This window comes from Cytobacillus sp. EB106-05-05-XG126 (assembly GCF_058791715.1).
Window position 1 is genome coordinate 135,541 of sequence record NZ_JBYTDU010000002.1, and the last position, 20,488, is coordinate 156,028.

General features: G+C 41.6%; 17 protein-coding genes. 16 read left to right on the forward strand and 1 reads right to left on the reverse strand.

Annotated elements, in window-relative coordinates; translation table 11 throughout:
- The first annotated feature begins 150 nt into the window (after positions 1-150).
- The 3 genes from pfkA to AC3WTL_RS11140 all read left to right on the forward strand — a co-directional run bounded on the left by pfkA (position 151) and on the right by AC3WTL_RS11140 (position 3,466).
- Positions 151-1,110, forward strand: coding sequence for a 6-phosphofructokinase (gene pfkA / locus AC3WTL_RS11130; protein WP_035330297.1), 960 nt, complete (start codon positions 151-153; stop codon positions 1,108-1,110).
- Positions 1,111-1,196: 86 nt separating this feature from the next.
- Entirely contained in the window at positions 1,197-2,957 is a 1,761-nt protein-coding gene (gene pyk, locus AC3WTL_RS11135) for a pyruvate kinase (RefSeq protein WP_248348261.1), read from the forward strand.
- Between the two features lie 122 nt (positions 2,958-3,079).
- Positions 3,080-3,466, forward strand: coding sequence for an FxsA family protein (locus tag AC3WTL_RS11140; RefSeq protein WP_248348262.1), 387 nt, complete (start codon positions 3,080-3,082; stop codon positions 3,464-3,466).
- 157 nt (positions 3,467-3,623) lie between these two features.
- Here the strand turns inward: AC3WTL_RS11140 and ytvI are convergent, their stop codons facing one another.
- Entirely contained in the window at positions 3,624-4,745 is a 1,122-nt protein-coding gene (ytvI, locus tag AC3WTL_RS11145; RefSeq protein WP_048008368.1) for a sporulation integral membrane protein YtvI, read from the reverse strand.
- A gap of 224 nt (positions 4,746-4,969) precedes the next feature.
- On the opposite strand from ytvI, the gene AC3WTL_RS11150 reads away from it, so the two are divergent.
- The 13 genes from AC3WTL_RS11150 (at position 4,970) to coaE (ending at position 20,439) form a co-directional block, all read left to right on the forward strand.
- Positions 4,970-5,431 (forward strand): DUF441 domain-containing protein, encoded by a 462-nt coding sequence (locus tag AC3WTL_RS11150; RefSeq protein WP_048008369.1) that lies wholly within the window; start codon positions 4,970-4,972, stop codon positions 5,429-5,431.
- A gap of 547 nt (positions 5,432-5,978) precedes the next feature.
- Positions 5,979-7,100, forward strand: a complete 1,122-nt coding sequence (gene citZ / locus AC3WTL_RS11155) for a citrate synthase (RefSeq protein WP_248348263.1) — start codon at positions 5,979-5,981, stop codon at positions 7,098-7,100.
- A gap of 212 nt (positions 7,101-7,312) precedes the next feature.
- Positions 7,313-8,581 carry an NADP-dependent isocitrate dehydrogenase gene (gene icd, locus AC3WTL_RS11160; RefSeq protein WP_009333235.1) on the forward strand — a complete coding sequence of 423 codons (1,269 nt, stop codon included), beginning with the start codon at positions 7,313-7,315 and terminating at the stop codon, positions 8,579-8,581.
- 209 nt (positions 8,582-8,790) lie between these two features.
- Positions 8,791-9,732: a malate dehydrogenase gene (gene mdh, locus AC3WTL_RS11165; protein ID WP_222497607.1), complete on the forward strand. Its 942-nt coding sequence runs from the start codon at positions 8,791-8,793 to the stop codon at positions 9,730-9,732.
- 184 nt (positions 9,733-9,916) lie between these two features.
- The gene (locus tag AC3WTL_RS11170; protein ID WP_048008373.1) at positions 9,917-10,393 is read left to right on the forward strand and encodes a MaoC/PaaZ C-terminal domain-containing protein; all 477 of its coding nucleotides are present in this window, start codon (positions 9,917-9,919) and stop codon (positions 10,391-10,393) included.
- A gap of 214 nt (positions 10,394-10,607) precedes the next feature.
- Positions 10,608-11,324 carry a response regulator transcription factor gene (locus AC3WTL_RS11175; RefSeq protein ID WP_248348264.1) on the forward strand — a complete coding sequence of 239 codons (717 nt, stop codon included), beginning with the start codon at positions 10,608-10,610 and terminating at the stop codon, positions 11,322-11,324.
- Positions 11,321-13,081 (forward strand): two-component system histidine kinase PnpS, encoded by a 1,761-nt coding sequence (pnpS, locus tag AC3WTL_RS11180; protein ID WP_222497608.1) that lies wholly within the window; start codon positions 11,321-11,323, stop codon positions 13,079-13,081. The genes AC3WTL_RS11175 and pnpS overlap by 4 nt, the downstream gene beginning before the upstream one ends.
- Before the next feature lie 395 nt (positions 13,082-13,476).
- Complete coding sequence (gene hflK / locus AC3WTL_RS11185; RefSeq protein ID WP_222497609.1) at positions 13,477-14,442, forward strand: FtsH protease activity modulator HflK; 966 nt, start codon at positions 13,477-13,479, stop codon at positions 14,440-14,442.
- Positions 14,435-15,367, forward strand: coding sequence for a protease modulator HflC (gene hflC, locus AC3WTL_RS11190; protein WP_222497610.1), 933 nt, complete (start codon positions 14,435-14,437; stop codon positions 15,365-15,367). The genes hflK and hflC overlap by 8 nt, the downstream gene beginning before the upstream one ends.
- A gap of 201 nt (positions 15,368-15,568) precedes the next feature.
- On the forward strand, positions 15,569-18,202 hold the full coding sequence (polA, locus tag AC3WTL_RS11195; protein ID WP_492369430.1) for a DNA polymerase I: 2,634 nt from the start codon (positions 15,569-15,571) through the stop codon (positions 18,200-18,202).
- A 52-nt stretch (positions 18,203-18,254) separates the two neighbouring features.
- On the forward strand, positions 18,255-19,082 hold the full coding sequence (gene mutM, locus AC3WTL_RS11200) for a DNA-formamidopyrimidine glycosylase (RefSeq protein ID WP_222497612.1): 828 nt from the start codon (positions 18,255-18,257) through the stop codon (positions 19,080-19,082).
- Between the two features lie 94 nt (positions 19,083-19,176).
- Positions 19,177-19,815, forward strand: coding sequence for a sporulation membrane protein YtaF (gene ytaF / locus AC3WTL_RS11205; RefSeq protein ID WP_222497613.1), 639 nt, complete (start codon positions 19,177-19,179; stop codon positions 19,813-19,815).
- Positions 19,816-19,839: 24 nt separating this feature from the next.
- Positions 19,840-20,439 (forward strand): dephospho-CoA kinase, encoded by a 600-nt coding sequence (coaE, locus tag AC3WTL_RS11210; RefSeq protein ID WP_197213164.1) that lies wholly within the window; start codon positions 19,840-19,842, stop codon positions 20,437-20,439.
- Positions 20,440-20,488 lie beyond the last annotated feature (49 nt).

The following is a 20,488-nucleotide window of genomic DNA, read 5'->3' on the forward strand; positions in this document are numbered from 1 at the left end:
AAGCATAGAATGCTCTGCTTTACATATAGAGAGCCTATATTACATACAGAATTTTCGGGCAGGCATGTACATTCTTTATAGGCTGTTAAAATACAGCACAGCAAGAAAACACGCTTTCTTATGGTGATATAAAAATTTGAGGTGATTATTGTGAAGAAAATAGGAGTCTTAACAAGCGGCGGCGATTCTCCTGGCATGAATGCGGCTGTACGTGCAGTTGTCCGTAAAGCGATCTATCATAATATTGAAGTGTATGGTGTTTATGGCGGATACTCCGGCTTGATGTCAGGAAATATTAAGAAGCTTGACCTGGGTTCGGTTGGTGATATCATCCATCGCGGCGGTACAGTTCTGCATTCGGCAAGAAGCGAAGAGTTCAAAACAAAAGAAGGCCAGCAAAAGGGCATTGAACAAATGAACAAGCACGGAATTGAAGGACTAGTCGTAATTGGCGGGGACGGATCATACCGTGGAGCAAAAGCTTTGACAGAGCATGGATTTCCTTGTGTGGGCGTACCTGGCACCATCGATAACGACATTCCGGGAACGCAATATACTATTGGTTTTGACACAGCATTAAATACGGTTATTGATGCAATTGATAAAATCCGTGATACAGCTACTTCCCATGAACGAACATTTATCATTGAAGTTATGGGAAGAGATGCAGGAGACATCGCTTTATGTGCAGGATTAGCAGGCGGTGCGGAGACTATCCTCATTCCTGAAGCAGGCTATAGTATGGATGAAATTGCAGAGAGACTTAAAAAGGGACATGAACGAGGCAAAAAACACAGTATCATTGTAGTTGCAGAAGGAGTCTGCAGCGGCGTGGAATTTGCCAAGCAAATCAAAGAAACAACAAATTTTGATACACGTGTGTCCGTGCTTGGTCATATGCAGCGGGGCGGTTCCCCAACTGCATTCGACCGGGTGCTGGCTAGCCGCCTTGGAGCATATGCAGTAGAGCTTATTCTTGAAGGCAAAGGCGGACGTGCAGTAGGAATTCAAAATAATAAACTGGTTGACCATGATATAATAGAAATATTGGATAGAGAGCATACACTTGACCTGGATCTCTACAAACTCTCGAAAGAGCTGTCTATTTAATTTTGCCGCATATAAACCAGCACGCTGCTCTCAAAAGCCGCCCTGTGCCGGTAATCTAGCTGCATTAATTCAGGAGGTAAATTATAATGCGTAAAACGAAGATCGTTTGTACTATTGGACCTGCCAGTGAAAGTGTTGAAAAGTTAACACAGCTTATTGAAGCAGGCATGAATGTTGCCCGTTTAAATTTTTCTCATGGTGATTTCGAGGAACATGGCCAGCGAATTCAGAATATCCGTGAAGCTTCTGAAAAGACCGGCAAGACTGTAGCCATCCTTTTAGACACTAAGGGGCCGGAAATCCGCACAAACAATATGGTGGATGGCGCGATTGAATTGAGAGCTGGGGAAAACATTATTATTACCATGAACGAGGTTGAAGGAACAGCAGAAAAATTCTCTGTTACATATGCAGGCCTTATTGAAGATGTGCACACAGGAAGCAAAATTCTGCTTGATGACGGTTTAATTGGTCTGGAAGTGACAAAAATTGATAAGGCCAACAGTGAAATCCACACAAAAATTTTAAATAGCGGAACACTTAAAAATAAAAAAGGCGTCAATGTTCCAGGTGTTTCTGTGAATCTTCCCGGCATAACTGAGAAAGATGCACAGGACATCATCTTTGGAATTGAACAGGGCGTCGATTTCATTGCCGCTTCTTTTGTCCGCAGAGCTTCTGATGTTTTGGAAATCAGACAGCTGCTTGAAGAGCACAATGCATCTTATATCAACATCATTCCTAAGATTGAAAATCAGGAAGGTGTAGATAATATTGAAGAAATTCTTGAAATTTCTGACGGACTAATGGTAGCGCGCGGAGACCTTGGAGTGGAAATTCCAGCAGAAGAGGTTCCGCTCGTACAAAAGCAATTAATTAAAAAATGCAATGCACAGGGGAAACCAGTCATTACTGCAACACAAATGCTCGATTCGATGCAGCGCAACCCGCGACCTACACGCGCAGAAGCGAGTGATGTAGCAAATGCCATTTTTGATGGTACTGATGCGATCATGTTGTCCGGTGAGACGGCTGCGGGCTCTTATCCTGTCGAGGCTGTGCAGACAATGCACAACATTGCATCAAGAGCGGAATCTGCATTAGATCATAAAGAAATTCTGTCAAATCGCAGCAAAGATAATGAGCATAACATTACTGATGCAATTGGAGAATCAGTGGCACATACAGCTCTAAACCTGGATGTCAACGCAATTATCACTCCGACTGAAAGCGGCCATACAGCTAGGATGATTTCCAAGTATCGTCCTAAAGCACCAATCGTTGCCGTTACTTCTAATGACCATGTGTCACGGCGTTTATCTTTAACATGGGGTGTATACCCTCAAATTGGCCAGAAAGCATCTACAACAGACGATATGCTTGATATCGCCGTTGAAGAAAGCTTGAACAGCGGAATTGTTGCTTCAGGAGATTTAGTTGTAATCACAGCAGGAGTTCCTGTGGGTGAAGCAGGTACCACCAACTTAATGAAAATTCATGTAGTGGGGGACATTCTTGCTAAGGCACAAGGAATCGGGCGTAAATCAGCCTTTGGAAAAGTCGTTGTGGCAAGAAATGCAGAGGAAGCATTAGCGAAGGTAACAGAAGGCTCTATTCTGGTTACAATTGGCTCAGACCGTGAAATGGTGCCTGCGATTGAGAAATGCAGTGCGCTTATTACAGAAGAAGGCGGGCTTACAAGCCATGCCGCTGTTGTCGGCCTTAATATTGGTATACCTGTCATTGTAGGGGTTGAAAATGCAACAAGCCTTTTAAAAGATGGACAGGAAATCACAGTTGACTCTCAGCGCGGTGTAATTTACAACGGCCATGCAAGCGTATTATAATTTGAATTTGTAGAAGGAAGGGGGCTCCCTTCCTTTTTTTACTTTGCGGGACAAATAGTTATATTCTCAGTGCCTTGTCTGATATAATAATGGTAAGTCTTAAACAAAATAGAGGTGGCTTAATGCGCTACATTCTTTTGCTGATGATAATCGTTCCAGCTGCTGAAATTGGAGTTTTACTTCTTTCAGGCAACACCATTGGGCTATGGCCTACACTTGCGATTATCCTGCTTACAGGTGTTCTCGGTGCTTATCTCGCTAAAAAGCAGGGTCTTGAAGCAATCAGAAAAATTCAGGATCAGATGCGATACGGTCAAATGCCTGGTGACGCTATTCTTGAAGGGGCCTGCATCCTTATTGGCGGGACGCTGCTTCTGGCACCCGGTTTCATTACAGATGCATTAGGCTTTACTATGCTTCTTCCTTCAACAAGAAAAGTCCTTAAAAACATGCTTTATATAGGGCTGAAAAAATGGATGAACAAGGGAACGATCACGATAATCAGGTAAAAATAGCTATATATAAAGCCGCTCCAATTCATAGGAGCGGCTGGTTTAATTTACTGGAATATGACAATCCCATGGTTATTACTCTTTTGGTTAGGCAAGTGCCCTGTATCCAATCCTCAGCATAGCATGACTTAAGGGGATGCCAAAATTTATGACCCTAATCGGCTTTTTCATTGCCTTTTATAAATAACCAGATATCTCTGAATACCCCAGCTTTATGAAGAGTAGTGAGGAGGACAAGAGTAACCGGACCTGCAATCAGGCCCAGAAAGCCAATCAGCTTAAAACCGGCAAATAAAGCAATCAGGGTTGCTAAAGGATCAAGCCCGATGCTTGATGAAAGAATCTTTGGCTCCATTATCTGGCGCTGGACCAAAACGATGATATAAAGAATGCCCAGCCCGAGTGCCCTGCTCATTTCTCCGCCGATTGCCTCATATATAATCCACGGCACAAAAATCAGCCCTGTTCCGAGATAGGGAATAATATCGACAAGGCCAGTCACAAGTGCAATTGTGATGGCATAATCGACACGCAGAATCAGAAGTCCGGCAAGTATGATAACCGTAGTAATAGATACTAAAGTAGCCTGTGCCTTGACGAAACCAAATAAAGCCTTCTGCAGATCGGCAAATACGGTTCTGCCGCTTTTTTTTGCGCGGCTGGGCAGCATGCGGCTGAAAATACCTGAAAGCCTGTGCCAATCCTTGCTTATAAAAAAAGTGGCCAGCAGCGAGAAGATCAGGACAGTTGCAGCATTGGGAAACCATGAAAGAATGTTTGGGATTTTCTCGAAAAATGCCTGGATAAAGTCTCCCAGTGTAGACCCAAATTGCTTCCCGACATTTTCTATATTCGTCATAATGGTATCCTGCTGTCCTGTTCCCAAGTTATTAAATAAACTTGCCAGCTGGTTATAAAGAGGAATGATTTGCCCTGCAAAGAATTGCTCAACAAAGCCTATTAAGGTATCAAGGTGCTGAGGTACTACTTTTGCTAAATAATCCGCACCTGATACGATCTCTGCCACCAGCAATGTGATTAATCCGGCAAAAATGGCAAAGATAATAATCAGTGCAATGAGCACTGCAAGAGCCCTTGGTAATTTCCATTTAACCTCCATTATATTGACCAAAGGGTTAATTAGAAAGGCAATGGCCAGTCCAATAATGAAAGGATAAGTCACTTTGGATAAATATAGGAAAGCATAGAGACTTAAGATCACCACTCCAATGACAAAGAAAAATCTTACGGTCCGATAGATATATGCCGGGTTCAAGTAATAGCCTCCTTATTAAATTTGAACAGACTAAGTCATTGCAGCTTTACTTTATGTAATGTTATTAGTCATATCATACATCATTTTATCAAGAGCTAAAAATAATTAGATATATTCTATTAGTACTTATTCTATTTTTAAATATCCGGCAAAGAACCCGGAAATTATTAAATTGCTTTAAATTATGTTACGATAATATAGAAAGCTGGCAGGTGAATTAGCAGATGTTTTCCCAATCACTCATTTTTTTGTTTCTATTGCTGGGGATAGGTGTAATAGCAAAAAATCAATCACTGATCATTGCTGTCTTTGTTTTGATTGTCCTTAAAGCAGCCGGCCTGGATTCAAAAACTTTTTCATTTCTGCAGTCCAAGGGAATTAACTGGGGTGTAACCATTATTACCATTGCTGTCCTTGCACCTATAGCCAGTGGTGAAATCGGCTTCCGGGATTTAGGCGGGGCATTTAAATCTCCTTATGCGTGGGTTGCTCTAGTCTCAGGGATTGCAGTTGCGCTTCTGGCAAAAGGCGGCATCGTATTGCTGGCTGAAGATCCCCATATTACAACTGCTCTTGTTCTGGGGACCATTCTTGCTGTCTCCTTATTTAAAGGCATTGCCGTCGGTCCTCTCATAGGAGCAGGGATTGCGTATATGGCAATGAAAGTCTTTGAGCTTTTTAAATGAAATGTTCTTAGATCCTTCATTGCCTTTGGGCAATAATGCAAATAAACTTTTCTTGAAAAATAATATTTTTTAACAAATTAAGTGCTTTTCATTCACAAAAGTCAGATAATTGTTTATAATAGGACTTGTAAGCGTAACCTATTTCACGGTACCTATTAAATTCAGTTAAGCTCTATTAAAATGTTATTAATATATTTATTTTTTCATTTTTGGAAAAATGTAAGCATTTTCTTTTTTTTAAGTGAGTACCGAGCAACCGCTCGATTAATGCATGCCAAGAGAAAGTTTATTTCTTCCATATATCGGGAGTTCACCAAATGAAGGTTTCACCTTTCGTAAATTTGGTCTGTAGATCGGCTGATAAAAGCCGGCTTTTAAATGGCTGTCCTGCAGTCCTATAAAAGTGTCCCAAAAAGATAAAGCAGAATGTGGACATGACGAGGAAGCTTTTCTGAAAAGATGAAAAATCAGGTTCGGCTTACTTTTGTTTAATGTACAGACAAAAATGGGTATGGGGAAATTTTATTATGTAAAGGAGAGATTCGGTATGACAGTAACACGCGGTCTTGAAGGGGTAGTAGCTACTACTTCGTCTATCAGCTCCATCATAGACGATACATTAACATATGCTGGCTACAATATTGATGATTTGGCTGAAAATGCAAGCTTTGAAGAGGTTATTTATCTTTTATGGCACAGAAAGCTTCCTGCTAAAGCCCAACTGGATGAGTTAAAGAGTCAGCTTGCAGCAAACTACTCTCTTCCAGAGGAAGTTCTGAACCATTTTAAAACATATCCAATTGACAAAGTGCATCCAATGGCTGCCCTTCGTTCTGCAGTGTCTCTATTAGGACTTTATGATGAAGAAGCAGACCAGATGGATGAAGAAGCAAACTATAAAAAAGCAGTTCGCCTTCAAGCTAAAATGCCTGCTATCGTAACGGCATTTGCAAGAGTAAGAAAGGGCCTTGAACCAATTGCTCCTAGAACAGATCTTGGATTTGCAGCCAACTTCCTATACATGCTTACAGGCGAAGAGCCTGAACCAATCGCAATTGAAGCATTTAATAAAGCGCTGGTTCTTCATGCGGACCATGAACTGAATGCCTCCACGTTCACTGCACGGGTATGTGTAGCTACTTTGTCAGATATTTATTCAGGAGTTACAGCAGCTATTGGCGCATTGAAAGGACCATTGCATGGCGGTGCCAATGAGGCGGTAATGAAGATGCTTACTGATATCGGCACTCTTGAAAATGTAGAGCCGTATATCCGTGAAAAGCTTGAAAAGAAAGAGAAAATCATGGGCTTTGGCCATCGTGTTTACCGTCAGGGCGATCCTCGTGCCAAGCACTTAAGGGAAATGTCTAAAAAGCTTACAGAACTTACTGGAGAACCACACTGGTACGAAATGTCCACGCAAATTGAAGCGATTGTTACCGGAGAGAAAAAACTTCCGCCAAATGTCGACTTCTATTCTGCTTCTGTTTACCATAGCCTGGGAATCGACCATGACCTGTTCACGCCGATTTTTGCTGTAAGCCGTGTATCTGGCTGGCTGGCTCATATTCTCGAACAATATGAAAATAACCGTTTGATCCGCCCGCGTGCAGACTATACAGGTCCGGGAATGCAAAAATACGTTCCAATAGAGCAAAGAGGTCTATAATAGGCTGAAAAAACAGATTAAAAAGACTAAAATTACTACTCAGCATTTTACTTTTTATCAAAAAATTGCTGTAATAGAGAGAGCAGGGAAAAGGTTAGGGGCATATGCCTTCTAACCTTTGAATCTGATATACTGATGCAGCATTGCGCCGACCGAAGACTATATAAATAAAAAGGCTGATGCTTGCACTTTTCAAAATGGAGGGTATAACAATGCAAGGTGAAAAAATCACAGTTACTAATGGTGTACTAAACGTACCAAACAATCCAATCGTTCCTTTTATCGAAGGAGACGGAACAGGACCTGATATTTGGGCGGCAGCTTCCCGTGTATTGGATGCATCTGTAGAAAAAGCATATAACGGTGAGCGCAAGCTTGTCTGGAAAGAAGTGTTAGCAGGAGAAAAAGCCTTCAACCAGACTGGAGAGTGGCTTCCTTCTGAAACACTTGACGTGATCAATGAATATCTTATTGCCATTAAAGGTCCATTAACAACACCAATCGGCGGCGGAATCCGTTCTCTAAACGTTGCGCTTCGCCAGGAGCTTGACCTGTTTGTGTGCCTGCGTCCGGTTCGCTGGTTTGAAGGTGTTCCTTCTCCAGTCAAACGCCCTCAGGATACTGATATGGTTATTTTCCGTGAAAATACTGAAGATATTTATGCCGGCATTGAGTATGCTAAGGGCTCTGATGAGGTTAAAAAGCTAATTTCATTCCTTCAGGATGAGATGGGTGTTAATAAAATCCGCTTCCCGGAAACTTCAGGCATCGGCATTAAGCCTGTTTCAGAAGAGGGAACCAGCCGCCTTGTACGTGCTGCTATTGAGTATGCCATTAAAGAAGGCCGTAAATCTCTAACACTTGTACATAAAGGCAATATCATGAAATTTACTGAAGGTGCCTTTAAGAACTGGGGTTATGAGCTTGCTGAAAGAGAGTACGGAGAAAAAGTATTCACTTGGGCTCAATATGACCGCATTAAGGATGAGCAGGGTGTTGAGGCTGCAAACAAAGCTCAGGCAGATGCAGAAGCAGCCGGCAAAATTATTGTTAAAGATGCGATTGCTGATATTTTCCTTCAGCAGATCCTTACCCGTCCAAAAGAGTTTGATGTTGTTGCAACAATGAACTTGAACGGTGATTATATTTCTGATGCCCTTGCTGCACAGGTAGGCGGAATTGGTATTGCTCCTGGAGCAAACATTAACTATGAAACAGGACATGCGATCTTCGAAGCAACACATGGTACAGCTCCGAAGTATGCTGGCCTTGATAAGGTTAATCCTTCATCTGTTATTCTTTCAGGTGTATTAATGCTTGAGCACCTCGGATGGAACGAAGCTGCAAACATGATCGTTAAATCTATGGAAAAATCTATTGCTTCTAAAGTCGTAACATATGACTTTGCGCGTCTAATGGATGGAGCAACAGAAGTAAAATGCTCTGAATTTGCCGACGAACTAATTAAAAACATGGAATAAAAAAGTAAAAGCGCCTTTAATAAAAGGCGCTTTTGACTAATATACTATTCATGCAGTGCTATTTTGTGTGCTTCCCTGAGGAAACTTCTTTTGCCGGGCAGCTGGCGATTCTCTGAAATTGTGTATATAGGAAGGCTGTTCCTTGTAACAGCCTCTTACATAAAGGATGCAAATCCTGAAACTTTTATTTCCAAAAGGAGGAACTGCTCATGTCATTGAAACGCAAAAAGATTTCTGTAATCGGTGGAGGATTTACTGGAGCAACAACTGCATTCTTACTGGCTCAGAAGGAACTTGGTGATGTCGTTCTGGTCGATATTCCGCAAATGGAAAACCCTACAAAGGGAAAAGCTCTTGATATGCTTGAAGCTAGTCCTGTTCAGGGATTCGATGCGAATATCACAGGTACTTCAAGCTATGAAGATACACAAGACTCTGACATTGTAGTTATTACAGCAGGCATTGCACGGAAGCCGGGCATGAGCCGGGATGACCTTGTACAAACGAACCAGAAGATTATGAAAAGTGTAGCGCAGGAGATTGCAAAACATTCTCCAAATAGCTATATTGTTGTGCTGACTAATCCAGTGGATGCGATGACTTATACAGTTTTCAAGGAATCAGGCTTCCCGAAAAACCGTGTAATCGGCCAGTCAGGTGTTCTTGACACAGCTCGCTTCCGGACATTTGTCGCGCAGGAACTGAATTTGTCTGTTAAAGACATTACAGGATTTGTACTTGGCGGACATGGTGATGACATGGTTCCGCTAGTCCGCTATTCATATGCTGGCGGCATTCCTTTAGAATCATTAATTTCAAAAGATCGTCTAGATGCCATTGTCGAGCGTACACGAAAAGGCGGAGGAGAGATCGTCAACTTATTAGGGAACGGAAGTGCCTACTATGCTCCAGCTGCTTCCCTTGTGGAAATGTGTGAAGCTATCCTTAAAGATCAGCGCCGCGTACTGCCTTCCATTGCTTACCTTGAAGGAGAATATGGCTACGAAGGAATCTATCTGGGTGTGCCTGCAATTCTTGGAGCAAATGGAATAGAAAAAGTAATAGAGCTTGAACTGACAAGTGAAGAAAAAGCTGCCCTAGATAAGTCGGCAGATTCAGTTCGCAAGGTAATGGAAGTATTAGCTTACTAGGATGTTCTAATCTATGTGAAGAAAATCCGGGGATTTTTTCCCGGATTTTTTTACTGGAAGCCCTTTTGGGAAATAGTATAAAATGATATCATATAGAAAATAGACTGAATAATTTAAAATATTGAGCAGTCTATTTTTTTACAGTGATTATGTAAACGGTTACAACACTCGGAGGTGCTTAGCTATGCTGCTTGGAAAGAAAAGAAAACTGGGAAGAACCATTGAAGAAATATCTGTGGGCGAAAAATTGACGCTGACAGAAAAAATAGAAGACAAGGATCTATTGCTGTACCTGGGGCTGACAAACGATGCAAACCCTTTATATATTCAGCATGATTATGCTTCACAAACACCTTATAAAAAACCAATTGTACCAAGTGTTATGCTGAATGGCATTATAAATTCTGCCATATCAAAATATTTGCCGGGCCCTGGAAGCCATGTTTTAAAACAGGACATCGAGTACTCAAAGCCTGTCTATCATTATGGTACGGTTCAATTTTTATTTGAAGTAATAGAAGTGAACACCTCAAATCATACCGTGCAAATTAAGGTACAGGGAACAAATGAGGAGGACCAGACAGTTATTAATGGACAGCTCCTTGTATGCCCGCCATACAAGCCTCAGCCAATGGATGGAAATGCCTTGGACAATTTCTGATAGTCAAAAGATGTGCAGCATATGCACATCTTTTTTTGATGAAATCCATCCTTTCCAGCAATTGACCCGAAAAACATCATGAAATATATTATAATAAAGATGTATGGCAAATAGGGGTTGATAGGCAGGAGGGATACCTGCTTTTTTAAAAAAATCGCTGACAATCAATCAGCTGAAGTTCAAACAGGGGTAATTCATTCACTCGGAGGATCGTATGGATAAGAAAATTCTAGTTGTAGATGACGAACAATCTATCGTAACTTTACTTCAATATAACCTGCAGCAGGCAGGCTATGAAGTAATTACAGCCATGGATGGCCAGGAAGGCAAAGATCTGGCCATTTCTGAAAAGCCGGATCTTATTGTACTTGATCTTATGCTGCCAAAGCTTGATGGAATAGAAGTATGCAAACAGCTTAGACAGCAGAAAATAGCGACGCCTATTTTAATGCTGACGGCCAAGGATGATGAATTTGATAAGGTTCTTGGTCTTGAACTGGGTGCAGATGATTACATGACAAAACCTTTCAGCCCACGGGAAGTGGTTGCCAGAGTTAAAGCTATCTTACGGAGAACACAATTTGTGCCTGAAGCTGCCGAGGAAAAAGCAGAAGATGGAGATTCTTTTAAAATTGGCGGCCTTAAGATCTTTCCACAGCATTATGAAGCCTATTTTGAAGAAGGACTTCTTGAATTAACTCCGAAGGAATTTGAATTGTTATTATATCTTGCCAAGAATAAGAGCCGTGTCCTTACAAGGGATCAGCTGCTTAGTGCAGTCTGGAATTATGATTTTGCAGGAGACACGAGAATCGTTGATGTACATATTAGCCATTTAAGAGAGAAAATTGAAGCAAACACCAAAAAACCTATATATATTAAGACCATTCGCGGACTGGGCTACAAATTGGAGGAGCCTAAAGGAGAATGACAACCTTTCGCACCCGCCTGCTTTTCGCATTGCTTTCTTTGATTCTGATTGTTTTAGTTGCATTAGGCCTTCTTTTAGGCCAGCTTTTTAAAAGCTATTATTTAAATACATTTGATGCACGTCTGCAAAAAGAGACTGAAATGGCGGCGAGTTATATTGAGGGCAATGGAGGCATTGGATCCATTACTATTGAGAGAATCAATGAGCTGGGTGACATACTTGATGTGCGTGTAACTGCTACTGATAGCAAGGGCAGAATATTAATGGATAGCAGCGTGAAAAGTGAGACATCACAAAGCAGGCACCAGGAAATCATATTAGAAGTATTAAAAAAGAAATCTGTATATGAATCAGGATGGGAAGTGGCCGGAGGGTTTAATCTGCACTATTATTGGCAGCCTGTCATGATAAATGGCGAGAAGGAAGGCTATATTTTCTTGAGCACGAAACTTGCTGAATTCCAAAAGGCCTATCAGCAGATTTGGTGGATTTTAGCTGTCAGTCTTGGTCTGTCTTTATTTCTGATTATTCTGCTCGGGTCAAGAATTACGGCCCGATATACAAAGCCTATTGAGTCAGCAACACAGGTTGCGATTGAACTTACTAAGGGAAACTATCGGGCAAGAACATATGAAGATCAGGAAGATGAAACAGGTATGCTGAGTAAGTCTATCAATGTACTGGCGAGGAATCTTCAGGAAATGGTGAAATCCCAGGAAATGCAGCAGGACCGACTGGGTGCTCTTATTGAAAACATGGGAAGCGGTTTGATTCTTATTGACAGCAGAGGCTATATTAATTTAGTGAACCGGCCATATAAAGAGGTTTTCAATGTAAATCCTTCCGAATACCTTTACAAGCTCTATTATGAAGTGATAGAACACAAAGGTATTACCGAAGTGGTTGAAGAAATTTTTATGACCGAGCAGAAAGTAAAAAAGCAGCTCATTATTCCCGTCAATATCGAAAGACGTTATTTTGAAGTATATGGAGTTCCGATTATCGGCACGAATGATGAATGGAAAGGGATACTGCTTGTTTTTCATGATATTACAGAACTGAAGAAGCTTGAGCAGATGAGGAAGGATTTTGTAGCGAATGTTTCTCATGAATTGAAAACACCTATTACCTCTATAAAGGGCTTCTCTGAAACTCTCTTGGATGGTGCAATGGAAAACAAACAGACTCTTAATGATTTCCTCAATATCATTTTGAAGGAAAGTGATCGTCTGCAATCTCTTATTCAGGAATTATTGGATCTGTCGAAAATTGAAAAGCAAGGCTTTAGCTTGTCCATTCAGCAGCTGGATCTGGCTGATGTGCTCGAAGATGTGGTGGCCATCATGAAAGGGAAAGCGGCGGAAAAGGAAATCGTTTTGGAATATAAGAGAGAGGATAAACCAGTATATATTGAAGGTGATGTTCACCGGCTTAAGCAGGTGTTTATAAATATCATATCAAATGCAATTTCTTATACGCCAAATCAGGGGGTCGTCTATATTTCGTCGGCAAAGACCGGCAGAACAGTTTTAACCGAAATAAGGGATACGGGGATTGGAATTGAAGCCAGTGAAATTCCGCGTATTTTTGAACGTTTTTATCGGGTTGATAAAGCCAGAAGCAGGAACTCCGGCGGAACAGGGCTGGGGCTTGCAATCGTAAAGCATCTCGTTGAAGCACATAAGGGAACCATCTCGGTAAAAAGCGAGGTCGGCAAAGGCACCGCCTTTATTATTGAACTTCCGAATAAAATATAGAAAAAGATGGATGAAGCGGCAGAATTAACTTTACATTATTTTTACAGGAGATTTATGCTCCCTTTACATTTCGCTGATAAAATCATAATTGTTAAACCCCTTCATCCAAGGAGCCATAGAAAAAGGTGAAAGCTGACCCCGCTTTCGCCTTTTTCGTGTAATAAGAAATTTAAAATTTTGAATTTCGATAACTGTCTAGCTCCAGCGCCTACCCCCTCGAGGTCACAAGCCAATCCACCCAAAAAGGCAAAGAACGCCTTTCCGGAAGGCTCGTCTTGTGCTTGTCGGGGGTGGGCAAGGCGCTTCCGCTTTTCTAATTTTGTCATATTTATGAAACCTTTACGTAAATAAATCGTATGAAAAGGTATAGAAAGTGCCAGGAAGGGGAGAGAGAAATGATCAGCTTAAAGCGGATTTATACAATCGCAGGCCTAATTATCGCAATTGTTATTTTAAGTATAGTTGCCTTTACAACATGGTATACCGTGGATGAATCGGATCAGGCAGTCATTTTAACATTTGGAAAGGTTGAGGAAGGCATTACGGAGCCGGGACTTCACTTTAAATTGCCGTGGCCTGTCCAAAGCGTGGAGAAGCTTTCGAAGGAAACATTTTCGCTGCAGTTTGGATATGAAGAAAAAGATGGGGAAATAAAGGATTTTCCCGATGAGACAAAGATGATAACCGGGGATGAAAATATCGTTCTTGCAGATCTGGTTGTACAGTGGAAAATTACTGATCCGGAAAAATACCTTTATAATGCTGAAGAGCCGGAAGAAATTCTATATGATGCTACTTCCTCATCCTTAAGAAGTATTATTGGAGGATCGAAGATAGATGACGCGCTGACCTCAGGTAAAGCAGATATCGAAGCGGATGTCAGAGAGCTCCTAACCTCTTTAATTGGCAAATATGATATTGGCATATCAATTCTTGCAGTAAAACTCCAGGATGTCGAGCTGCCGAATGATGATGTAAGAAAAGCTTTTACGGATGTAACCGATGCGAGGGAAACCGCAAATACTAAAAAAAATGAAGCAGATAAATATAAGAATCAGAGAATGAATGAAGCAGAAGGTGAGAAGAAAGCCCTTATCTCTAAAGCGAATGGGGAAAAGGCAGCCCGTCTTGAAAGAGCACGTGGAGATGTAGCAGTCTTTAATAAATTGTATGGGGAATATAAAAATAATCCTGATATAACAAGAGAGCGTCTTGTCATTGAAACGCTTGAGCAAGTTCTTCCAGGTGCAGAAATTTACATTATGAATGACGATGGAAACACTATGAAGTATTTCCCGATCAGGCCTCTGGAGAAAGAACAGGCCAAACCGAAAGAGGAGGGAGGCGCGGATAATGAGTGATCAAAATATTGTGAATATCAATGAACGGGGCGGAAATTTCAAGTGGAGAAGCTACACCAAACTAGGAATCATCCTGGTGCTCATCATTGCAGGACTAGGGATATTGTTCAGCAACCTGTTTATTGTAAAGGAAGGGGAATACAAGGTTATCCGTCAATTTGGAGAGGTGGTAAGGATTGAGAGTGAACCTGGATTAGCGTATAAAATACCATTCATCCAAAGTGTCTCTACGCTCCCAAAATATCAAATGACTTATGACGTGTCTGAAGCTGAAATCAATACAAAGGACAAAAAAGTTATGATTATCGATAACTATGCTGTCTGGAAGATTGATGATCCCAAGAAAATGATTTCAAACGCCAGAACATTGGAGGGAGCGGAGGCCAGAATGGAAGAGTTCATCTACTCCGTGACCCGCTCCGAACTGGGTCGGCTGAATTATGAAGAAATCATCAATGATGAAAAATCTTCACGAGGATCATTGAATGATCAAATCACCACAAAAGTGAATGAACTGCTTGCAAATGATAATTATGGAATCGCAGTAACAGATGTTCGCATTAAACGGACTGATCTACCGGCTGAAAATGAACAGTCTGTGTATACCAGGATGATTTCCGAGCGCCAGTCGACAGCCCAGGAATATCTGTCCAGGGGTGATGCCCAGAAGAATGTTATTATTGCTGAAACAGACAGGACCGTCAGGGAAATGCTTGCGAAGGCCCAGGCAGATGCTGAAGTCATTCGGGCAGAAGGGGAAGCGGGAGCCGCGAAGGTCTACAATGAAGCCTTCTCAAAAGATCCTGAATTCTATTCCTTATTCCGCACACTTGAATCCTACAAAAAGACTATCAATGGCGAGACTGTAATTGTTCTGCCTTCTGATTCACCATATGCCCGTCTGCTGATGGGGAATACAAATTAGATAGCATTTAAATGGAAAGCCGTTATTTTTCTTTCTCTATCTGCTCATGATAGAATAAAGGAAAATAACGGCTTATTTATTGTGGGCAAGGGCACTTGTGCTTTTCAAGTTAGACAACTGTCTAGCTGCAGCGCCTGCCCCCTCGAGGTGTCGGGGGTGGACAAGGCGCTTCCGCTTTTCTTAATAAGGAGGAGATATTAGTTGGATAAAAAAAAGCTTGTTCTGATAGACGGCAACAGCATTGCTTATCGGGCATTTTTTGCTTTGCCGCTCTTAAACAATGATAAAGGAATACATACCAATGCTGTATACGGATTTACCATGATGCTGCAGAGGATTCTGGAGGATGAAAAACCGACGCATCTCCTTGTGGCGTTCGATGCCGGAAAAACAACATTCCGCCATAAAACCTTTAGCGAGTATAAAGGCGGCCGGCAGAAAACTCCACCTGAGCTATCAGAGCAGTTTCCTTATATTAGAGAGCTTCTTGATGCTTATGGAATCTCCAGATATGAACTGGAAAATTATGAAGCGGATGATATCATTGGAACACTATCCCTCCATGCTGAAAAAGATGGCTATGAAGTTAAAGTTATATCAGGGGATAAGGATTTAACACAGTTAAGTTCTGATTCTGTCACAGTCAGTATCACCCGCAAAGGAATTACAGATATTGAAGAATACACGCCAGCTCATATAGAAGAGAAATACGGAATCACACCTGACAGGATTATTGATATGAAAGGCCTGATGGGTGATAGTTCAGATAATATTCAGGGTGTGCCGGGAGTGGGCGAAAAAACAGCCCTTAAATTGCTGAAAGAGTTTGGAACCCTTGAAGAGCTCTTGGAGTCTGTTGATGACGTGAGCGGAAAAAAACTGAAAGAAAAGCTGGAAGAATTCAGGGACCAAGCTTTAATGAGCAAAGAACTTGCTACTATCACAAGGGAAGCTCCCGTTGAAATCAAAATTGATGACATTGAATATGAAGGTTTTGAAAAAGAAAAAGTTATAAGCATCTTTAAAGAACTTGGCTTTAACTCGCTGCTGGAAAAAATCGGCGGGGACACTGAAGCAATCGAAGAGAATCTGGATGAAATTGAATTTATCATAGCAGATGAAATTAAAGAAGATATGTTTTCTGATGAAAATGCATTTTATGTTGAGCTTTTAGAGGATAATTACCATTATGCAGACATCATTGGTTTTTCCGTTGCGAATGATAAAGGGAATTTCTACTTCTCCAAAGATAAGGCTTTAGAATCAGATATTTTTAAAAGATGGGCTGAAGATGAAACGAAAAAGAAGACAGTGTATGATGCAAAAAGATCTGAAGTGTCACTCCGGCATCATGGGATTCATCTAAAGGGAGCAGACTTTGATCTCTATATTGCTTCATATATTATTAACCCATCTCAGAGTATTGAGGATATAGCATCTATAGCAAAAAATCATGGCTATCATGCGATTCAATCTGATGAAGCTTTCTACGGCAAAGGAGCAAAAAGGCGGATTCCGGAAGAAAAAGAACTTGGCGGACATTTGGCAAGAAAAGCAGCAGCTTTGATGACATTGAGGGAAAAGCTTGATAGTGATTTAAAGGAAAACCAGCAATCTGAGCTGTTTTATGACCTGGAAATGCCACTTTCTTTAATATTAGCAGATATGGAGTCAACTGGAGTTAAAGTGGATTTAGGACGCTTGAGGACAATGGGACAAGACCTGCTCTCCAAATTGGATGAAATTGAAAAGCGGATACATGAGCTTGCCGGGGAAGCTTTTAATATCAATTCTCCTAAACAGCTCGGTGTAATTCTTTTTGAAAAATTAGGGCTGCCAGTCATTAAAAAAACGAAGACAGGCTATTCCACTTCGGCGGATGTACTTGAAAAACTTGAGAATGACCATGAAATAATCCGGGACATCCTGCACTACCGCCAGCTTGGCAAGCTTCAGTCCACTTATATTGAAGGCCTGTTGAAGGTAGTTAACAATGAAACAGGTAAAGTCCACACCAGGTTTAATCAGGCACTTACCCAGACAGGAAGATTAAGCTCAACTGATCCAAATCTGCAAAATATTCCAATCCGTCTGGAGGAAGGGCGAAAAATCAGGCAGGCATTTGTTCCTTCAGAACCGGGATGGGCTATCTTTGCTGCAGACTATTCGCAGATTGAACTGAGAGTACTGGCTCATATTGCAGATGATGAAAAGCTGATTGAAGCCTTTAATGAAGATATGGATATCCACACCAAAACGGCAATGGAAGTATTTCATGTAAAAGCCGATGAAGTTACGTCCAATATGCGGCGCCATGCAAAGGCCGTTAACTTCGGAATAGTCTACGGAATCAGTGATTATGGCCTTTCCCAGAGCCTCGGAATCACACGGAAAGAAGCCGGAAAATTTATTGACCGGTATCTTGAGAGCTATCCTGGTGTTAAGCAGTACATGGATGATATTATCCATGAAGCAAAACAGAAAGGTTTTGTCTCGACGCTTCTTCACAGAAGAAGATATCTGCCAGAAATCACTAGCCGAAACTTCAACCTGCGAGGTTTTGCAGAGCGGACAGCTATGAACACTCCAATTCAGGGAAGTGCAGCAGATATTATTAAAAAAGCCATGATTGACATGGCTGACCGCTTAAGAAAAGAAGAACTCAAAGCACGGCTTCTGCTGTCAGTTCACGATGAACTAATCTTTGAAGCACCTGAGGATGAAATAGAGAAACTCAAAAAAATCGTGCCGGACGTAATGGAAAATACAGTAGAATTGAAAGTTCCGCTCAAAGTGGATTATTCCTATGGCCCAACATGGTTTGATGCGAAATAATAGTACATTGTATTTTTGAATGCAGAAAATTCATGATAAAGGAGGAATAACCATGCCGGAACTTCCTGAAGTTGAAACGGTCAGAAGAACATTGCAGCAATTGGTGATCGGCAAAACCATTTCACATGTTTCGGTTTTCTGGCCTAAGATAGTTAAGCATCCCGAAGAGCTTGCTCAATTCAAGGATGCTTTAGCAGGCCAAACCTTTCAGGACATTGGCAGGAGAGGGAAATTCCTAATCCTCTACACCTTTGACTATGCACTTGTGTCCCACCTGAGAATGGAGGGCAGATACGGCCTTTACTCCAAAGAAGAACCTGCTGAAAAACACACTCATGTCATTTTTCATTTTACAGATGGCACTGAACTCAGATACAAAGATGTTCGTAAATTTGGAACGATGCACCTATATGCAAAGGGTGAAGAACTTAAGGCACTTCCTCTGGCACATCTGGGACCGGAACCATTTGCAGAAGAATTTACGGTGGACGACCTTGCTGCCCGGCTTGCCCGGACCTCCCGCCATGTAAAAACTGCGCTTCTAGATCAGAAAACGATCGTAGGGCTTGGCAATATATATGTGGATGAAGCTTTATTCCGTTCTCGAATTCATCCTGAAAGAGCGGCAAATAGCTTAACAAGAAGCGAATTGGAGACACTTCACAAAGAAATTGGAGATACCCTGAGAGAAGCGGTAGATAAAGGAGGAAGCACCATTCGCTCCTATGTTAATTCCCAGGGGCAAATTGGCATGTTCCAGCTTGAGCTTTTTGTTTATGGGAGAAAAGGGGAAGGTTGCAAAGTGTGCGGAAGCACACTTGAGCGGATCGTAACCGGGGGCAGGGGTACAGTATTCTGTCCGGCTTGCCAGAGAAAATAATAATCCGGAATAGAGCTAAAATGCGTTTCGAATAACATTGGATGGGCTTCTTCCATATACTATCGTAGCGATTGACAGGGAGGAGCTCTATTCTATGGCGCATATATTCTCACTTTTGATACTTGCTTTTGCTGTCAGTCTTGACAGTTTCAGTGTCGGTTTAACCTATGGTTTAAGGAAAATGAGCATACCATTTAAATCGATCAGTATAATCGCTTGCTGTTCAGCTCTCACATTAATGGCCGCCATGACAATCGGCCATTTAATAGAAGCCTTTTTGTCCCCGGCTTTAGCTGAAAGTTTAGGAGGAGTCATTCTGATTTTTCTCGGTGCCTGGGTTCTATATCAATTTTTCAGGCCGGAAAAGGTGAAGGATGTTGTCCTCCCGCATGAAAAGACAATTGTAAATCTGGAAATCAAATCTCTTGGGCTTGTCATTAATATTCTGAAAAAGCCCATGTCCGCCGATTTTGACAAATCCGGTGCCATCACAGGAATTGAAGCACTAATGCTTGGGCTCGCCCTATCACTTGATGCTTTCGGAGCGGGGATCGGTGCAGCTATGCTGGGGTACTCACCTTACTACCTGGCAATGACGGTCGCCGTTATGAGCTCTCTGTTTGTGTTTATGGGAATGCAGGTGGGGGCTGTTTTCTCAAAAAGCGGATGGGTCCATAAGTTCTCATTCATTCCAGGCATTATTTTGATCGTAATTGGGATTCTGAAAATCTAGCATTTTATTAGAAAGGAACACACTATGTCACTGACTGTAGGTTTGACAGGCGGGATTGCAAGCGGGAAAAGCACCGTTTCATCTCTCCTAATTAAAAAAGGGTACACTGTAATAGACGCGGATATAGAAGCGAGGTTAGCTGTTGAAAAAGGTGAGGAAGCTTATCAGGAAATTCTCCGTCATTTTGGGGAAAGAGTTCTTCTCAAGGACGGTTCAATTGATCGTGCAGAACTGGGCTCCATTATATTTCATAATGAAACAGAGCGGAAAGCCTTAAATAGCATTGTACATCCTGCCGTCCGCAAAAGAATGACAGCCAAGAAGGAACAAGCTATCAGCCGTAAGGAACAGCTGATTATTCTTGATATCCCGCTTTTATTTGAAAGTAAATTACAATACATGTGCGACAAAACCTTATTAGTATATGCAGATGAAGATATACAGCTGCAAAGGCTGATGCAAAGAAATCAGCTATCCGAAAAAGAAGCGATGGCAAGAATTCAATCCCAGATGCCTTTAAAAGATAAGAAGGCATTGGCCGATGCTGTAATTGATAATAATGGCACAATTGAAGAAACAGAAAAACAATTGTGGGGTATTTTAAAAAAATGGAATGCTGTCTGAGGAGCCTTTGATAGGCTCTTTTTTGATGTGCTTAAAGCCTAATTAGTAT

Coding starts and splice junctions, on each gene's coding strand:
- ytaF (WP_222497613.1), top strand. CDS start 19,177: ATGGCGCATATATTCTCACTTTTGATACTTGCTTTTGCTGTCAGTCTT.
- hflC (WP_222497610.1), top strand. CDS start 14,435: ATGAGTGATCAAAATATTGTGAATATCAATGAACGGGGCGGAAATTTC.
- pyk (WP_248348261.1), top strand. CDS start 1,197: ATGCGTAAAACGAAGATCGTTTGTACTATTGGACCTGCCAGTGAAAGT.
- icd (WP_009333235.1), top strand. CDS start 7,313: ATGCAAGGTGAAAAAATCACAGTTACTAATGGTGTACTAAACGTACCA.
- coaE (WP_197213164.1), top strand. CDS start 19,840: ATGTCACTGACTGTAGGTTTGACAGGCGGGATTGCAAGCGGGAAAAGC.
- pnpS (WP_222497608.1), top strand. CDS start 11,321: ATGACAACCTTTCGCACCCGCCTGCTTTTCGCATTGCTTTCTTTGATT.
- AC3WTL_RS11175 (WP_248348264.1), top strand. CDS start 10,608: ATGGATAAGAAAATTCTAGTTGTAGATGACGAACAATCTATCGTAACT.
- hflK (WP_222497609.1), top strand. CDS start 13,477: ATGATCAGCTTAAAGCGGATTTATACAATCGCAGGCCTAATTATCGCA.
- mdh (WP_222497607.1), top strand. CDS start 8,791: ATGTCATTGAAACGCAAAAAGATTTCTGTAATCGGTGGAGGATTTACT.
- AC3WTL_RS11140 (WP_248348262.1), top strand. CDS start 3,080: ATGCGCTACATTCTTTTGCTGATGATAATCGTTCCAGCTGCTGAAATT.
- AC3WTL_RS11150 (WP_048008369.1), top strand. CDS start 4,970: ATGTTTTCCCAATCACTCATTTTTTTGTTTCTATTGCTGGGGATAGGT.
- mutM (WP_222497612.1), top strand. CDS start 18,255: ATGCCGGAACTTCCTGAAGTTGAAACGGTCAGAAGAACATTGCAGCAA.
- AC3WTL_RS11170 (WP_048008373.1), top strand. CDS start 9,917: ATGCTGCTTGGAAAGAAAAGAAAACTGGGAAGAACCATTGAAGAAATA.
- citZ (WP_248348263.1), top strand. CDS start 5,979: ATGACAGTAACACGCGGTCTTGAAGGGGTAGTAGCTACTACTTCGTCT.